Below are 15,757 nucleotides of genomic sequence, written 5' to 3' on the forward strand. Positions count from 1 at the left end.
TAGTGCGCTGGGTTATCGCTCGCCACGGGAATATCTGCGGCAGCGGGCTTGTAATGGGTTAAGTGATAACAGATGTCTGGAAATATAGGGGCAAATCCAGTATCTGACCAAAATAATTTGCGATTTATTTCATAGGCGCTGGTAAGCGCAGCACATCAGGCCATTAAGTTGTAAAATCCGGCAGAGCCCTCTCTGCCGGACATACTCATTAATGAACTTGCGGATCTGCCGGAGACGCGTTGTTGCGGATTTCAGCAATATCCATCGCATTGAACAGATAGTGGTTACCGCAGTAATCACAATGCATGTCAATTTCGCCATCTTCCGCCAGGATGCTATCAACTTCTTCATCAGGCAGCGTTTTCAGCGCATCGGCGCAATGTTCACGCGAGCAGGTGCATTTGAACTCCACATCCTGCGGATCGTAAACCGTCACCTCTTCTTCGTGATACAAACGCCACAACACTTCGTTTGCCGGTAAGGTCAGCAGTTCTTCGGTTTTGATGGTTTCGGTTAGCGTCGCCAGGTGGTCAAAGTCGTCCTGCTGGGCATTTTGCGCAGGCATTACCTGCAACAACATACCGCCTGCAGCCGGTTTGCCGTCTACGTCGCCGGTGCGAATAAACAGGCGCGTCGGCAGCTGTTCAGAACGCATAAAGTAATCTTCCAGGCAGGCCGCCAGGGTATCACCTTCCAGACCAACTACGCCCTGATAGCGTTCGCCTTCGCTCGGGGTAATGGTGATCACCACGTAACCATTGCCGACCAGCGTTTTCAGGTCGGCATTTTCTGGAATTTCGCCCTGCACGCGCGCCACACCGCGCATTTGCTGGTTATTGTTACCGTTAATAACCGCCAGATTCATCGGACCGTCGCCCTGCAGCTGTACGGTGATATCACCATCAAACTTCAGCGTAGCGGTTAACAGGCTGGTCGCAACCAGCAGTTCTGCCAGCACGTTTTTAACGGGCTGCGGATAATCGTGGTTCTCAAGGATCTGTTGCAGGGTTTCCGAAACGGTTACCAGTTCGCCGCGAACGGCAAAATTTTCAAACAGATAGCGATGTAATTGGTCATGTTGCGGCATAATCATCTCTCTTGCAGGTGACAGTTATTCACTGTCGCCGTGTTTAAATCGTAACAGGTCGCGGCGCTCTTTTTTGTCCGGGCGTCGGTCCGGGTGCGGCATGGTTAAGGCATTAAGTTTACGTGCCATCGCCATTTTTTCGCGTTTCTCTACACTTTCCGCAGTCTCTTCATACAGCAAGGCTGTCTCGCTGGCGGGGCGACGCTGTTCAGTAATCGCCTTTACAATCACCGTGCGTTCGTCATTTCCCTGGCGCAGAGTGAGCGTGGCATTCAGCTCGACGATTTTGCTCGGCTTGCTGCGCTGCCCGTTGTAATGCACCTTACCGCCTTCAATCATTTCACGGGCCAGCGCGCGGGTTTTATAAAAACGGGCAGCCCATAGCCATTTATCCAGTCGAACCTCAACAGCAGGTTTCTCTTTCATGGCGTCTCCTTCACATTAGCGAGGGGATCAGGCGGCGGTAGTCATTCAGTGACGGATGGCGTTGATACTGTTTCTCGGCAATCCCGGAATCAGGATTAGTCACGCCGAGGCAGTAACGAATACCAAATTGCGCGGCAGCATCGAGAATCGCTTCGCTGTCATCAATAAACAGCGTTCTTTCAGCTTTCAGACCCGTAGCTTCGGCCACCGCATGCCATAACCGCTGATCCTCTTTCGGATAACCAAATGTGTGGGTGGAAAGTAATAAATCAAGGTGTGCGTCCAGACCCGTATGCTCAAGTTTTACCGCCAGGTTGTGCGGATGAGCATTGGTGAGCAAAATTCGCTGCTTACCGCTGGCTTTCAGTGCCTCAAGAAACGGAATGGTATCTTCACGCAGTACGGCGCGCGGTCCCATCTCGGTGGTCATTGCACAGATATCCAGACCCAGTTGCTCACTCCAGTAATCAAGACAGTACCAGTTTAGCGTATGCTGTACGTCGTGATATTGCTGGCGCATATATTCCATCGCTTCCTGTGGCGTAACCCCGTTTTTCGCGCCCCATGTTTCAGGCACCAGCTTTTGCCAGAAATAGTTATCGAAGGCGAGGTCGAGCAACGTGCCGTCCATATCCAGCAGAACGGTATCTACGTCCTGCCAGGCAATGTTGATATGCATGAGGGAAATCTCCAGAGTGAAGCAATTTGCGCGACAGGGTAGCATAACCTGCCGCGCAAACGTGTTATTCGATAAGGCTTTCTGAAGGGGTGATCAGTTGCGGGTTCAGGCAGCTTTCATAATAGGCCTGAATCTCCATCATGCGAGTGCGATGACGCTGGTAACGACGCCAGGCCTGTACGCCATTGTAAATGGCGCTACCCAGCATCGTCAGTAGCAGCAATGTGGTGCTGAGATAGCGCCACAGGCCGGAACGATCCGGGATCGGATGAAGGCCAATATGCTGCGTACCATTGGCGTCAGTGAAGATTTTTGTGACGATACCTTCGGCGTTAAACGGCGTATGCATCAGCATTTGTGCCAGTTTCTGGAAAGCGTTCCACTGTTCTTGCGGCGGGTAGTCGTAAAGTGATGCCGAAGGCCAGGGCTGATCAACAAAATCGCTGCCTTCGTCGCTGACAATCAGGAATCCGCCGGGGGCCGGACTGTTTAGTGATTGTGCCGCTCGCGCCGTTTCATGCGTGATAAACGGCGCGGTGGAGGTTGCCACCAGGTTATCCAGCGATTCCGCACTCACCGGGCGTAATAACACATTCACGCCATCGAGCTTCCCGGCGTTGGCGCGTTTTACCAGCGCGTCCCAGTCTTTACTGTTGCCGAGATTGACCAGCGCATTTTTCAGTCGCACACAGTCATCTTTGGCAGAACATAAATCCGCTGTCTTCAGTACAATGTCGCCAAAATCATCAAGCAATACCATGCCGGATTTTTGAATCGCTGAACGTAATGAGGCACTGACGCGAGATTCATCTTCCGGTTTAGGGTGCAGCTGGCGATTAACTGCTTCAGTCAATGCCGTCGCTTTGTTGACCAGTTCAGATTCTGGTAATGGTAATGAGCGGGCGTCATTCCAGATGATCTGCGAGCAGTCAAACGGTAAAAAAGGTGAATTGGTTTTCGCGCTCCAGGTTCCGGAAGTGCGAATATTACACATTCCCGTACCGCTAATACGCAATGTATCGCCTACCCGCACGCCAGCGTCAGCCAGTTGTTTTACGCTGGTGGCTTCAATGGTCTGCGCGCCTTTCATCCATGAGAGAGTGAATTTCAGCGGCATATCCAGCGGGATCCAGAATAACAGCATAAACAGCACCAGCAGCGAGCCCGCAGCGATAATCGTACTGCGCAGCCAGTGCTGTAACGGAAAGTTTTTTACTTCATCATGCAGCGAAAGATATCGCCCCTGACGCACTACGTGGCGGTCGAGATAGATATCAATATCGGTTTGTTGATCGAGATCCTGAGCAATGTATGGCTGCCAGTGTGCGGGATAGACCAGGTCGATAATACCGAGTGAAATATTGTTGATCTGTTCCTGATCGTTTTCGCCAAACAATCCCCAACGACGGGGTGTACCGCGCAGACAATGAATTTCCCGCAGGGAGGATTTTGCCGGGGGCGCGAATAGCCCCCACAGACCTGCGCCCAGCAGCAGTAATGCGCCGCCTGCCAGCCACGGAACAAATACATCCGGGGTAATCAGGCAGAAAAAGAACATCAGGAAGGAGGCGACGATCAGCAACGCTTCACGCAGCCCGCGCGGACGACTCAGCGCATATTCTTCATGCGTTTCTTTGCGAATATTGAGTAGCTCGATTTGCTCACTCTCTTCCCCGCGAATCGACGCCTGCGTGGACGGAACAGGTTGCAAGGCATAGCCGCGCGTTTCCTGCATGTACTCCTGCAGCGTATGACCGTTGAGTGAAATAACCAACGGCAGCGAATCGGTATGAATCAGTTCAACGGTATTCTCATCGTTGATGTACTGTTCCCAGAAGGGGGGCAGGTGGACTTCTACCGAATCGAGGTAGTAACGCCATTTATTCGGATCGTCGGTAGAGATGCCGTAACGTGTGATAGCGTGTGTCAGCATCATGACGTTGTTGCTTTCGGCATTCAGCGCCAGAGAGATCGGTGCCGCGCTAGCTCCCGTTGGGCTAGGCACCTGTAATACCAGCGTCAGGCTCTCAAGATAATTTTCAACGGCGCTACGTTCTTCAGGTGTGAGTTTACGCGTTTGCGCATCCGCGAAGGCGTTGGTCCAGGGCAGCTGACGCCGTCTGGATCGCACTTTTATCAGCCATCCCGCAAGTAGTGAGCAGGCCAGCAAAGCAGCTAAAAAAATCACAATGGTGCTCATGCTTTCCCCATCTTACTTAGTCTGTCAGGCGTGGTCAGTCGCACCAGACACAATACATGATTCTGCGGTTGGCTATCGGCAAGCGTGGAGTTTAACTTGAGCATCATTAAGCACATCACAGTAACCGCTGATCATAGCAAACCCTCTGAAGGCGGAATATCAGCAAATTCCTGGAGTTATTTCAACCTATTGACTTTTAATTTGATTTGAGGACGATTATTTATTAAGTTACATAAATGTAAATAACATGCAATTCACATTGCCGAAAGCGTGTCCGATATCGCACAATAACCGCTGATTTCACAGCATAGATCCCACGATGAGCAAATCATTACAAAAACCCACCATTCTGAATGTTGAAACTGTAGCCCGTTCCCGACTGTTTACCGTCGAGAGCGTGGATCTGGAGTTCAGCAATGGCGTGCGGCGTGTTTATGAACGAATGCGTCCAACCAACCGGGAAGCAGTGATGATTGTGCCGATTGTGGACGATCACCTGATCCTGATCCGCGAATACGCAGTGGGAACTGAATCCTACGAATTAGGTTTTTCGAAAGGATTAATTGATCCGGGTGAAAGCGTCTACGAAGCCGCTAACCGCGAGCTAAAAGAAGAGGTTGGATTTGGTGCGAACGATCTGACTTTTTTGAAGAAGCTCAGCATGGCACCGTCTTACTTTTCCAGCAAAATGAATATCGTGGTCGCGCAAGATCTCTACCCGGAATCGCTGGAAGGCGATGAGCCAGAGCCGCTACCACAGGTGCGCTGGCCGCTGGCGCATATGATGGATTTGCTGGAAGACCCTGACTTCAACGAAGCGCGTAATGTCAGCGCGCTGTTCCTCGTGCGCGAATGGTTGAAAGGGCAGGGGCGAGTGTAAATGCGTGAAGTTTGCCTGATGCACAACGCTTATCAGGCTTATGGGGTTCCTGCAATATATTGATTTTTCACGATTTTGTTAGCCGGATAACGCGTTCACCCGCATCCGGCATAAACAAATGCACTTTGTCAGCCAACTGAAAAGGCGCCGAAGCGCCTTTTTAATCAGAACAATTCCTGTGCCTCACCATTATCGATAATGGTCGTTCCCACCTCGTGCACCGCCTGTTGTGTCGGCTGCGTACCTTCGATGAAATACTCTTCGCGGCTGTTGCCACCATTAGCTAACTGCCCGGTGCTGCGATCGATATTCACCGTCACAATACCCGGTGGCGGCGTCAGCGGCTGCTCCGGCACACCTTCAAGAACGGCTTTCATATAAGCGTCCCATGCAGGCTGGGCACTCTTGGCTCCGCCTTCGTAACCTGAGATCTGATCTTTAATCGCTCCGGAAGCCGTTGTATGACCGAGATTACGACGGTGATCATCAAAGCCAATCCAGACCGAGGTCACAACGCCCGGACCGTAACCCGAGAACCACGCATCTTTCGAACTGTTAGTGGTACCGGTTTTCCCGCCGATATCGCGACGCTGCAAATCACGACCTGCACGCCAGCCAGTACCCTGCCAGCCTGGCTCACCAAAGATATTGGTGTTCAAAGCACTCTTAATCAGGAATGCCAGCGGAGTGTTGATGACGTGCGGTGCGTACTCCTGCGCGCCAGTCTTCGCCACTAACGCCTGATTTGCCTGCTCCAGCTGCGGCATTGGTACAGAAACATTCTGCTGCTCGCGGGAGATAGCGACATCTTCAACATCGTTATTTTCCAGCACGTTCGATTTCTGCGTATCACCGTAAATCACCGGAATATCGCATTCCGGGCAGGCTACTTTCGGTTTCGCTTCGAAAATCACGCCGCCCTGATCGTTTTCAATTTTGCTGATAAACCACGGGTCCACCAGGAAGCCGCCGTTCGCCATGACCGCGTAGCCGCGCGCCACCTGCATTGGGGTGAAGGACGCTGAACCCAGCGCCAGCGATTCGGTGTGGACAATGTTTTGCGCCGGGAAGCCGAAGCGTTGCAGATATTCTGCAGCGTAGTCGACGCCCATAGCCCGCATTGCACGTACCATCACCACGTTTTTCGACTGACCCAGCCCCTGACGTAAGCGAATTGGACCAGCATATTGTGGCGGCGAGTTTTTCGGCTGCCAGTCAGAACCGGCACCTGCGTCCCAGCGAGAAATTGGCACATCGTTCAACATACTTGCCAGCGTCAGACCTTTATCCATCGCCGCGGTGTAGAGGAACGGTTTGATGTTGGAACCCACCTGACGCAGTGCCTGGGTGGCGCGGTTAAACTTGCTCTGATTGAAATCAAAGCCACCGACCAGCGCCATAACGGCACCGTTTTGCGGATTGATCGACACCAGCGCCGAGTTCACTTCCGGCACTTGTGCCAGCCACCATGCATCGCCAACCTGACGAACCCAGATTTGCTGACCCGTTTGCAGAACATCGGTCACTTTACGCGGCGTCGGTCCCTGCTGAGTATCCGAACGGTAAGGACGCGCCCAGCGAACGCCTTCCATACTCAATGCGACGGTCGACCCGTCCGCCAGCATCGCCGTCGCTCCCTGAGGATTGGCGCTGGTGACTGCGGCAGGCAGCAGCGGACCATAGGTCGGCAGCGCCTTCAGCGTATCGGTAATCTTGTTGTTATCCCACGCCGACTCGCCCACTTTCCACAGCACATTTGCCGGGCCGCGATAGCCGTGGCGCATGTCGTAGTCCAGCACGTTATTACGTACCGCCTGCTGTGCGGCCTGCTGCACTTTGCGGGTGATGGTGGTGTAAATGCGATAACCGTCTTCATAGGCACTTTCGCCATAACGGTTATACATCTCCTGGCGCACCATTTCGCTCAGGTACGGCGCAGAGAAAGCAATCTCCGGCGCGTGATAGTTAGCGTTAATCGCCTCAGTGCGTGTCTGATCGAACTGTTGTTGGGTGATATACCCTTCATCCAGCATCCGCGACAGTACGACGTTACGCCGCGCGACGGCACGATCCATTGAGTAGAGCGGATTAAAGGTGGAAGGCGCTTTCGGCAGCCCGGCTATCACAGCCATTTCGTTCAGCGTCAGTTGGTCGACCGTTTTACCGAAATAGACTTGTGCCGCAGCACCGACACCATAGGCGCGGTAACCGAGGTAAATCTTGTTCAGATAAAGCTCGAGGATCTCGTCTTTCGTCAGCAACTGTTCAATGCGAATCGCGAGGAAGACTTCCTTAATCTTACGCATCAGCGTGCGTTCTGGACTGAGGAAGAAGTTTCTCGCCAGCTGCTGGGTAATGGTACTCGCCCCTTGTGACGCGTGGCCGGAGAACAGCGCCACACTTGCCGCACGGAAGATCCCCACCGGGTCAACGCCGTGATGCTCGTAGAAGCGGCTGTCTTCCGTCGCGATAAAGGCTTTCACCATCTCCGGCGGGATTTGATCCAACGTAACCGGAATACGACGTTTCTCACCGTATTGAGCAATCAGCTCGCCATCGGCGCTGTAAATCTGCATCGGAATTTGCAGGCGAACATCTTTTAATGTCGCCACATCCGGCAGTTGTGGCTCGATGTAGCGGTATAGGCCATAAATCGAGCCTGCTCCCAGCAGAATGCAACAGACTGCAAGGATCAAAAAATACTTTACGAACTTCACTGGAAATTTCTCATTTAGTTTCATTTGGGCAGTTTATAAACAAACGCGCGGTAGTATAAAGGCAAGCCAGACGCATTGATATACCCGTCAGAGTGACGGGTGATAAGGAGATCATCACAATGGCATTTAAGATCTGGCAAATTGGTTTGCATTTACAACAGCAAGAAGCGGTAGCGGTTGCGATCGTGCGGGGCGCAAAAGAATGCTTTTCGCAACGCTGGTGGCGGTTGCCGCTGGAGAACGACATTATCAAAGATGGGCGGATTGTTGATGCGCAGCAGCTGGCTAAAACGTTGTTACCTTGGAGTCGCGAACTGCCGCAGCGTCATCACATTATGTTGGCGTTTCCCGCCAGTCGCACATTACAGCGGTACAGCGGTCATTTCCGCGCCCGTCGATGTCCCTTGGTGAGCGGGAGCAAACGGCCTGGCTGTCAGGGACGATGGCCCGCGAGCTGGATATGGATCCGGACTCCCTGCGCTTCGATTACAGCGAAGACTCACTCAGTCCCGCCTATAACGTGACTGCCGCGCAAAGCAAAGAGCTGGCAACGCTGCTTACTCTGGCAGAAAGGTTGCGTGTTCATGTTAGTGCGATCACCCCGGATGCCAGTGCATTACAGCGATTCCTGCCTTTTTTACCTTCTCATCAGCAATGTCTGGCCTGGCGTGATAACGAACAGTGGCTGTGGGCGACGCGCTATAGCTGGGGGCGCAAACTGGCGGTGGGGATGACTAGCGCGAAGGAGCTGGCGGCAGCGTTATTCGTTGATCCCGACAGCGTCGCGATATGTGGCGAAGGCGGATTAGACCCCTGGGAGGCCGTTTCTGTTCGTCAGCCGCTGCTACCGCCGCCTGGTGGAGACTTTGCCATCGCGCTGGGGCTGGCGCTTGGGAAGGCGTACTGATGAACCCGCCAATTAATTTTTTGCCCTGGCGACAGCAACGCCGGACCGCTTTTCTGCGTTTCTGGTTGCTGATGTTCGTTGCGCCTCTGCTGCTGGCCGTCGGGATAACGCTAATACTGCGTCTGACAGGCAGCGCCGAAGCGCGCATAGACGCAGTTTTGCTTCAGGCGGAACAACAACTCGCCCGCAGCTTACAGATAACGAAGCCACGTTTGCTGGAGCAACAGCAGTTACGCGAACAGCGTTCGCAACGGCAGAGCCAGCGACAATTTACCCGCGACTGGCAATCTGCGCTGGAAGCACTGGCGGCGCTTTTACCCGAGCACGCCTGGCTGACAACGATAAGCTGGCAGCAGGGAACGCTGGAGATCAAGGGGCTGACAACAAGCATTACCGCGTTAAACGCACTAGAAACGTCACTCCGCCAGGATGCGCAGGGACGCTGGCAATTTGAGTATCAGTTAACAAGGAAGGTTAGCGATGAACATGTTCTTTGACTGGTGGTTCGCCACATCACCCCGCCTCCGCCAGTTTTGCTGGGCATTCTGGTTGCTGATGTTAGTTACGCTCATTTTTCTGTCATCGACACACCATGAAGAGCGCGACGCATTAATTCGATTACGGGCAAGTCATCACCAGCAGTGGGCCACACTGTATCGCCTGGTTGACACCACTCCCTTCAGCGAAGAAAAAACGCTGCCCTTTTCGCCACTGGATTTTCAGTTGCCCGGCGCGCAACTGGTTTCCTGGCATCCATCCGCGCAGGGAGGTGAGTTGGCGTTGAAAACGCTGTGGGAAGCAGTGCCGTCGGCATTCACACGGCTGGCAGAGCGCAACGTCAGCGTGAGCCGTTTTTCGTTAAGCGTGGAAGGTGATGATCTTTTGTTCACGCTACAACTGGAGACGCCGCATGAGGGTTAAACGCTGGTTGTTGGCAGGTATTGCATTGTGCCTTTTAACCGGTATGCGTGACCCTTTTAAACCGCCGGAAGATCTATGCCGGATTAGCGAACTTAGCCAGTGGCGCTATCAGGGGATGGTAGGGCGAGGCGAGCGCATCATCGGTGTAATAAAAGACGGGCAAAAGAAATGGAGACGGGTGCAGCAAAACGATGTGCTGGAAAACGGCTGGACAATTTTACAGCTGACGCCAGACGTACTAACGCTGGGTACCGGGACAAACTGCGAACCGCCACAATGGTTGTGGCAACGGCAAGGAGATACAAATGAAGCAATGGATAGCCGCACTACTGTTGATGCTGATACCCGGCGTACAGGCGGCAAAGCCGCAAAAAGTGACGCTGATGGTGGATGACGTTCCGGTAGCTCAGGTGTTGCAGGCGCTGGCTGAACAGGAGAAGTTGAACCTGGTCGTGTCGCCAGACGTCAGCGGTACGGTGTCGTTACATCTAACAGATGTTCCCTGGAAGCAGGCACTACAAACTGTAGTGAAAAGCGCCGGACTGATAACGCGGCAGGAAGGCAACATTCTCTCAGTGCATTCCATTGCCTGGCAGAATAACAATATCGCCCGCCAGGAGGCGGAGCAGGCGCGGGCGCAGGCAAATCTGCCGCTGGAAAATCGCAGTATAACCCTGCAATACGCCGACGCGGGAGAACTGGCGAAAGCGGGGGAGAAGCTACTGAGTGCCAAAGGGAGTATGACCGTCGATAAACGCACCAATCGCCTTTTGCTACGAGATAACAAAACGGCGTTAAGCGCGCTTGAACAGTGGGTAGCGCAAATGGATCTGCCGGTCGGGCAGGTTGAGCTGTCGGCGCATATTGTCACCATTAATGAAAAAAGTTTGCGTGAGTTAGGCGTGAAATGGACGCTGGCCGATGCGCAACACGCTGGTGGCGTTGGGCAAGTCACCACGCTTGGTAGCGACCTCTCCGTAGCGACGGCGACAACGCATGTCGGTTTTAACATTGGGCGCATCAACGGACGCTTGCTGGATCTTGAGCTTTCCGCGCTCGAACAAAAACAGCAGCTGGATATTATCGCCAGTCCGCGTCTGCTGGCCTCACATCTTCAGCCTGCCAGCATTAAACAGGGGAGCGAAATTCCATATCAGGTTTCCAGCGGGGAAAGTGGCGCGACGTCGGTGGAATTTAAAGAGGCCGTCCTGGGGATGGAGGTCACGCCCACGGTGTTACAAAAAGGTCGCATCCGGCTGAAATTACACATCAGCCAGAACGTTCCGGGGCAGGTGCTACAGCAGGCCGATGGCGAAGTGCTGGCGATTGATAAGCAGGAGATCGAAACGCAGGTCGAGGTCAAAAGCGGAGAAACGTTGGCGCTGGGCGGCATTTTTACCCGTAAAAATAAATCGGGTCAGGATAGCGTACCGTTGCTTGGCGACATTCCCTGGTTCGGGCAATTATTTCGTCATGACGGAAAAGAATATGAACGACGCGAGTTAGTGGTGTTTATCACGCCACGACTGGTTTCCAGTGAGTAAACAGCCGTAAAAGCGGTAATGTTTTTATGCTGAACGTGTTTCATCTATTTGACGCGCGCAGGTATTTAGCATACAAGGAGTACCGATTTGAGAGTTGGTGCTCTTCGCTGCCTGCGTTCCATGATGATGATTTATCATTCAGGCGGCATTTTGCTGTCTTTTTTACGCTAATCTTACCCGGTGATTTATCGCCAGAGCGGTGGTAGCAAGGCAGCGCGCTTGCAGCGACCAGATATGCAGAGGGATGGGTGATTTATTCAGTTGCCAAACCCGCTGGAGTATTGAGATAATTTTCAGTCTGACTCTCGCAATATCTTATGAGGTTTCAGTTCATGTCCTGCGGCGCTCTCTGAGCGAAGCGGGTTTATCATTAACGAATAGTCTTAGTAGTACCGAAAAAATGGCAGAGAAACGCAATATCTTTCTGGTTGGGCCTATGGGTGCCGGAAAAAGCACTATTGGGCGCCAGTTAGCTCAACAACTCAATATGGAATTTTACGATTCCGATCAAGAGATTGAGAAACGAACCGGAGCTGATGTGGGCTGGGTTTTCGATTTAGAAGGCGAAGAAGGCTTCCGCGATCGCGAAGAAAAGGTCATCAATGAGTTGACCGAGAAACAGGGTATTGTGCTGGCTACTGGCGGCGGCTCTGTGAAATCCCGTGAAACGCGTAACCGTCTTTCCGCTCGTGGCGTTGTCGTTTATCTTGAAACGACCATCGAAAAGCAACTTGCACGCACGCAGCGTGATAAAAAACGCCCGTTGCTGCACGTTGAAACACCGCCGCGTGAAGTTCTGGAAGCGTTGGCCAATGAACGCAATCCGCTGTATGAAGAGATTGCCGACGTGACCATTCGTACTGATGATCAAAGCGCTAAAGTGGTTGCAAACCAGATTATTCACATGCTGGAAAGCAACTAATTCTGGCTTTATATACACTCGTCTGCGGGTACAGTAATTAAGGTGGATGTCGCGTTATGGAGAGGATTGTCGTTACTCTCGGGGAACGTAGTTACCCAATTACCATCGCATCTGGTTTGTTTAATGAACCAGCTTCATTCTTACCGCTGAAATCGGGCGAGCAGGTCATGTTGGTCACCAACGAAACCCTGGCTCCTCTGTATCTCGATAAGGTCCGCGGCGTACTTGAACAGGCGGGTGTTAACGTCGATAGCGTTATCCTCCCTGACGGCGAGCAGTATAAAAGCCTGGCTGTACTCGATACCGTCTTTACGGCGTTGTTACAAAAGCCGCATGGTCGCGATACTACGCTGGTGGCGCTTGGCGGCGGCGTAGTGGGCGATCTGACCGGCTTCGCGGCGGCGAGTTATCAGCGCGGTGTTCGTTTCATTCAAGTCCCGACGACGTTACTGTCGCAGGTCGATTCTTCCGTTGGCGGCAAAACTGCGGTCAACCATCCCCTCGGTAAAAACATGATTGGCGCGTTCTACCAGCCTGCTTCAGTGGTGGTGGATCTCGACTGTCTGAAAACGCTTCCCCCGCGTGAGTTAGCGTCGGGGCTGGCAGAAGTCATCAAATACGGCATTATTCTTGACGGTGCGTTTTTTAACTGGCTGGAAGAGAATCTGGATGCGTTGTTGCGTCTGGACGGTCCGGCAATGGCGTACTGTATTCGCCGTTGTTGTGAACTGAAGGCAGAAGTTGTCGCCGCCGACGAGCGCGAAACCGGGTTACGTGCTTTACTGAATCTGGGACACACCTTTGGTCATGCCATTGAAGCTGAAATGGGGTATGGCAATTGGTTACATGGTGAAGCGGTCGCTGCGGGTATGGTGATGGCGGCGCGGACGTCGGAACGTCTCGGGCAGTTTAGTTCTGCCGAAACGCAGCGTATTATAACCCTGCTCAAGCGGGCTGGGTTACCGGTCAATGGGCCGCGCGAAATGTCCGCGCAGGCGTATTTACCGCATATGCTGCGTGACAAGAAAGTCCTTGCGGGAGAGATACGCTTAATTCTTCCGTTGGCAATTGGTAAGAGTGAAGTTCGCAGCGGCGTTTCGCACGAGCTTGTTCTTAACGCCATTGCCGATTGTCAATCAGCGTAACAACAAGAAAGGTCAGGCCGCTTATCAAGCGGTCTATTAGCTTCAGGTTAATTGCAACGTGGTAAGCATTAACCTTTTAGTGGGGTGTTAAATGGATGAATTCAAACCAGAAGACGAGCTGAAACCCGATCCCAGCGATCGTCGTACTGGTCGTTCTCGTCAATCTTCTGAACGTTCTGAGCGTACTGAACGTGGCGAACCGCAGATCAATTTTGATGATATTGAACTTGATGACACTGACGATCGCCGTCCGACTCGTGCGCAAAAAGAGCGCAATGAGGAACCGGAAATCGAAGAAGAAATTGACGAATCCGAAGATGAAACCGTGGATGAAGAGCGCGTAGAGCGTCGTCCGCGTAAGCGCAAAAAAGCAGCCAGTAAACCCGCTTCTCGTCAGTATATGATGATGGGCGTCGGCATTCTGGTTCTACTGCTGTTGATCATCGGTATCGGTTCTGCGCTAAAAGCCCCCTCGACCTCTTCCAGCGATCAAACCGCGTCTGGCGAGAAGAGTATTGATCTTGCAGGCAATGCGACCGATCAGGCGAATGGGGTGCAGCCAGCGCCGGGAACCACGTCTGCGGAAAATACTCAGCAGGATGTTTCTCTGCCACCGATCTCTTCTACGCCGACTCAAGGGCAAACCCCGGCGGTAACGGATGGTCAACAACGTGTTGAAGTGCAGGGTGACCTGAACAATGCGCTGACTCAGCCACAAAATCAGCAACAGTTGAACAATGTGGCGGTCAATTCCACATTGCCGACCGAACCCGCGACTGTCGCGCCTGTTCGCAATGGCAATGCATCGCGTGACACGGCGAAAACGCAAACCGCTGAACGTCCGTCCACTACGCGCCCAGCTCGTCAGCAGGCGGTGATTGAACCGAAAAAACCGCAAGCAACCGTGAAAACGGAGCCGAAGCCGGTAGCACAGACGCCGAAGCGTACTGAACCAGCTGCCCCTGTGGCGAGCACGAAGGCACCGGCTGCGACTTCTACGCCAGCACCAAAAGAGACGGCGACTACGGCTCCAGTACAGACGGCATCCCCGGCGCAAACCACGGCAACACCAGCCGCTGGAGGGAAGACCGCAGGTAATGTTGGTTCGTTGAAATCGGCACCGTCCAGCCATTACACTCTGCAGCTGAGCAGTTCCTCTAACTACGACAACCTGAACGGTTGGGCGAAGAAAGAGAATCTGAAAAACTACGTTGTCTATGAAACGACGCGTAATGGTCAGCCGTGGTATGTCCTGGTTTCTGGCGTGTACGCTTCGAAAGAAGAGGCGAAAAAAGCGGTATCTACATTGCCAGCAGATGTTCAGGCCAAAAACCCGTGGGCGAAACCGCTGCGTCAGGTACAGGCCGATCTGAAGTAATCAAGCTTATCTCCCGCAATGGTTTATCGTTGCGGGAGCTGCCTGAAGCGCTGGATGCTGTCGGAGCTTTCTCCACAGCCGGAGAAGGTGTAATTAGTTAGTCAGCATGAAGAAAAATCGCGCTTTTTTGAAGTGGGCAGGGGGCAAGTATCCCCTGCTTGATGATATTAAACGGCATTTGCCCAAGGGCGAATGTCTGGTTGAGCCTTTTGTAGGTGCCGGGTCGGTGTTTCTCAACACCGACTTTTCTCGTTATATCCTTGCCGATATCAATAGCGACCTGATCAGTCTCTATAACATTGTGAAGATGCGTACTGATGAGTACGTACAGGCCGCACGCGAGCTGTTTGTTCCCGAAACAAATTGCGCCGAGGTTTACTATCAGTTCCGCGAAGAGTTCAACAAAAGCCAGGATCCGTTCCGTCGGGCGGTACTGTTTTTATATTTGAACCGCTACGGTTACAACGGCCTGTGTCGTTACAATCTGCTCGGTGAGTTTAACGTGCCGTTTGGCCGCTACAAAAAACCCTATTTCCCGGAAGCAGAGTTGTATCACTTCGCTGAAAAAGCGCAGAATGCCTTTTTCTATTGTGAGTCTTACGCCGATAGCATGGCGCGCGCAGATGATGCATCCGTCGTCTATTGCGATCCGCCTTATGCACCGCTGTCTGCGACCGCCAACTTTACGGCGTATCACACAAACAGTTTTACGCTTGAACAACAAGCGCATCTGGCGGAGATCGCCGAAGGTCTGGTTGAGCGCCATATTCCAGTGCTGATCTCCAATCACGATACGATGTTAACGCGTGAGTGGTATCAGCGCGCAAAATTGCATGTCGTCAAAGTTCGACGCAGTATAAGCAGCAACGGCGGCACACGTAAAAAGGTGGACGAACTGCTGGCTTTGTACAAACCAGGAGTCGTTTCACCCGCGAAAAAATAATTCTCAAG

14 protein-coding genes and 1 pseudogene are annotated in these 15,757 nt (G+C 52.8%); 10 read left to right on the forward strand and 5 right to left on the reverse strand.

Annotated features, from left to right (window positions below; translation table 11 throughout):
• Positions 1 to 208 precede the first annotated feature (208 nt).
• The 4 genes from hslO to igaA all read right to left on the reverse strand — a co-directional run bounded on the left by hslO (position 209) and on the right by igaA (position 4,392).
• A complete protein-coding gene (gene hslO, locus BGK49_RS12815; RefSeq protein WP_004987087.1) occupies positions 209 to 1,087 on the reverse strand; it encodes an Hsp33 family molecular chaperone HslO in 879 nt (292 codons plus the stop codon).
• A 24-nt stretch (positions 1,088 to 1,111) separates the two neighbouring features.
• Positions 1,112 to 1,513, reverse strand: a complete 402-nt coding sequence (hslR, locus tag BGK49_RS12820; protein ID WP_046891649.1) for a ribosome-associated heat shock protein Hsp15 — start codon at positions 1,511 to 1,513, stop codon at positions 1,112 to 1,114.
• Positions 1,514 to 1,523: 10 nt separating this feature from the next.
• A complete protein-coding gene (gene yrfG / locus BGK49_RS12825) occupies positions 1,524 to 2,192 on the reverse strand; it encodes a GMP/IMP nucleotidase (protein ID WP_001295168.1) in 669 nt (222 codons plus the stop codon).
• A 64-nt stretch (positions 2,193 to 2,256) separates the two neighbouring features.
• Entirely contained in the window at positions 2,257 to 4,392 is a 2,136-nt protein-coding gene (igaA, locus tag BGK49_RS12830) for an intracellular growth attenuator protein IgaA (protein ID WP_000104513.1), read from the reverse strand.
• A gap of 319 nt (positions 4,393 to 4,711) precedes the next feature.
• Between igaA and nudE the strand changes: the two genes are divergently transcribed.
• Entirely contained in the window at positions 4,712 to 5,272 is a 561-nt protein-coding gene (gene nudE, locus BGK49_RS12835; RefSeq protein ID WP_000045744.1) for an ADP compounds hydrolase NudE, read from the forward strand.
• A 164-nt stretch (positions 5,273 to 5,436) separates the two neighbouring features.
• Here nudE and mrcA read toward each other — a convergent pair whose 3' ends face one another.
• On the reverse strand, positions 5,437 to 7,989 hold the full coding sequence (gene mrcA, locus BGK49_RS12840; protein ID WP_001445924.1) for a peptidoglycan glycosyltransferase/peptidoglycan DD-transpeptidase MrcA: 2,553 nt from the start codon (positions 7,987 to 7,989) through the stop codon (positions 5,437 to 5,439).
• A gap of 119 nt (positions 7,990 to 8,108) precedes the next feature.
• Between mrcA and hofM the strand changes: the two are divergent.
• The 9 genes and pseudogenes from hofM to dam all read left to right on the forward strand — a co-directional run bounded on the left by hofM (position 8,109) and on the right by dam (position 15,749).
• A pseudogene (hofM, locus tag BGK49_RS12845) lies at positions 8,109 to 8,896 on the forward strand (DNA utilization protein HofM).
• On the forward strand, positions 8,896 to 9,393 hold the full coding sequence (locus tag BGK49_RS12850) for a PilN domain-containing protein (RefSeq protein WP_001069316.1): 498 nt from the start codon (positions 8,896 to 8,898) through the stop codon (positions 9,391 to 9,393). The pseudogene hofM and the gene BGK49_RS12850 overlap by 1 nt, the downstream one beginning before the upstream one ends.
• A complete protein-coding gene (gene hofO, locus BGK49_RS12855) occupies positions 9,377 to 9,817 on the forward strand; it encodes a DNA utilization protein HofO (protein WP_001055754.1) in 441 nt (146 codons plus the stop codon). Before BGK49_RS12850 ends, hofO begins: the two co-directional genes overlap by 17 nt.
• Complete coding sequence (gene hofP / locus BGK49_RS12860) at positions 9,807 to 10,211, forward strand: DNA utilization protein HofP (protein WP_001264141.1); 405 nt, start codon at positions 9,807 to 9,809, stop codon at positions 10,209 to 10,211. Before hofO ends, hofP begins: the two co-directional genes overlap by 11 nt.
• Positions 10,123 to 11,361 carry a DNA uptake porin HofQ gene (gene hofQ / locus BGK49_RS12865; protein ID WP_000815988.1) on the forward strand — a complete coding sequence of 413 codons (1,239 nt, stop codon included), beginning with the start codon at positions 10,123 to 10,125 and terminating at the stop codon, positions 11,359 to 11,361. Before hofP ends, hofQ begins: the two co-directional genes overlap by 89 nt.
• A gap of 400 nt (positions 11,362 to 11,761) precedes the next feature.
• Positions 11,762 to 12,283, forward strand: a complete 522-nt coding sequence (gene aroK / locus BGK49_RS12870) for a shikimate kinase AroK (RefSeq protein ID WP_000818618.1) — start codon at positions 11,762 to 11,764, stop codon at positions 12,281 to 12,283.
• Between the two features lie 56 nt (positions 12,284 to 12,339).
• Positions 12,340 to 13,428, forward strand: a complete 1,089-nt coding sequence (aroB, locus tag BGK49_RS12875) for a 3-dehydroquinate synthase (RefSeq protein WP_000439846.1) — start codon at positions 12,340 to 12,342, stop codon at positions 13,426 to 13,428.
• Positions 13,429 to 13,519: 91 nt separating this feature from the next.
• Complete coding sequence (gene damX, locus BGK49_RS12880; protein WP_000343207.1) at positions 13,520 to 14,806, forward strand: cell division protein DamX; 1,287 nt, start codon at positions 13,520 to 13,522, stop codon at positions 14,804 to 14,806.
• Between the two features lie 106 nt (positions 14,807 to 14,912).
• Positions 14,913 to 15,749 carry an adenine-specific DNA-methyltransferase gene (gene dam / locus BGK49_RS12885; RefSeq protein ID WP_000742140.1) on the forward strand — a complete coding sequence of 279 codons (837 nt, stop codon included), beginning with the start codon at positions 14,913 to 14,915 and terminating at the stop codon, positions 15,747 to 15,749.
• Positions 15,750 to 15,757: the final 8 nt, after the last annotated feature.

Source organism: Shigella sp. FC1544 (assembly GCF_001722145.1).
Taxonomy (GTDB): Bacteria; Pseudomonadota; Gammaproteobacteria; order Enterobacterales; family Enterobacteriaceae; genus Escherichia; species Escherichia coli.

What these genes read in the sequence shown, in the direction of transcription:
- hslO (WP_004987087.1), bottom strand. Translation starts at nt 1,087, where the DNA reads ATGCCGCAACATGACCAATTACATCGCTATCTGTTTGAAAATTTTGCC.
- hslR (WP_046891649.1), bottom strand. Translation starts at nt 1,513, where the DNA reads ATGAAAGAGAAACCTGCTGTTGAGGTTCGACTGGATAAATGGCTATGG.
- yrfG (WP_001295168.1), bottom strand. Translation starts at nt 2,192, where the DNA reads ATGCATATCAACATTGCCTGGCAGGACGTAGATACCGTTCTGCTGGAT.
- igaA (WP_000104513.1), bottom strand. Translation starts at nt 4,392, where the DNA reads ATGAGCACCATTGTGATTTTTTTAGCTGCTTTGCTGGCCTGCTCACTA.
- nudE (WP_000045744.1), top strand. Translation starts at nt 4,712, where the DNA reads ATGAGCAAATCATTACAAAAACCCACCATTCTGAATGTTGAAACTGTA.
- BGK49_RS12850 (WP_001069316.1), top strand. Translation starts at nt 8,896, where the DNA reads ATGAACCCGCCAATTAATTTTTTGCCCTGGCGACAGCAACGCCGGACC.
- hofO (WP_001055754.1), top strand. Translation starts at nt 9,377, where the DNA reads ATGAACATGTTCTTTGACTGGTGGTTCGCCACATCACCCCGCCTCCGC.
- hofP (WP_001264141.1), top strand. Translation starts at nt 9,807, where the DNA reads ATGAGGGTTAAACGCTGGTTGTTGGCAGGTATTGCATTGTGCCTTTTA.
- hofQ (WP_000815988.1), top strand. Translation starts at nt 10,123, where the DNA reads ATGAAGCAATGGATAGCCGCACTACTGTTGATGCTGATACCCGGCGTA.
- aroK (WP_000818618.1), top strand. Translation starts at nt 11,762, where the DNA reads ATGGCAGAGAAACGCAATATCTTTCTGGTTGGGCCTATGGGTGCCGGA.
- aroB (WP_000439846.1), top strand. Translation starts at nt 12,340, where the DNA reads ATGGAGAGGATTGTCGTTACTCTCGGGGAACGTAGTTACCCAATTACC.
- damX (WP_000343207.1), top strand. Translation starts at nt 13,520, where the DNA reads ATGGATGAATTCAAACCAGAAGACGAGCTGAAACCCGATCCCAGCGAT.
- dam (WP_000742140.1), top strand. Translation starts at nt 14,913, where the DNA reads ATGAAGAAAAATCGCGCTTTTTTGAAGTGGGCAGGGGGCAAGTATCCC.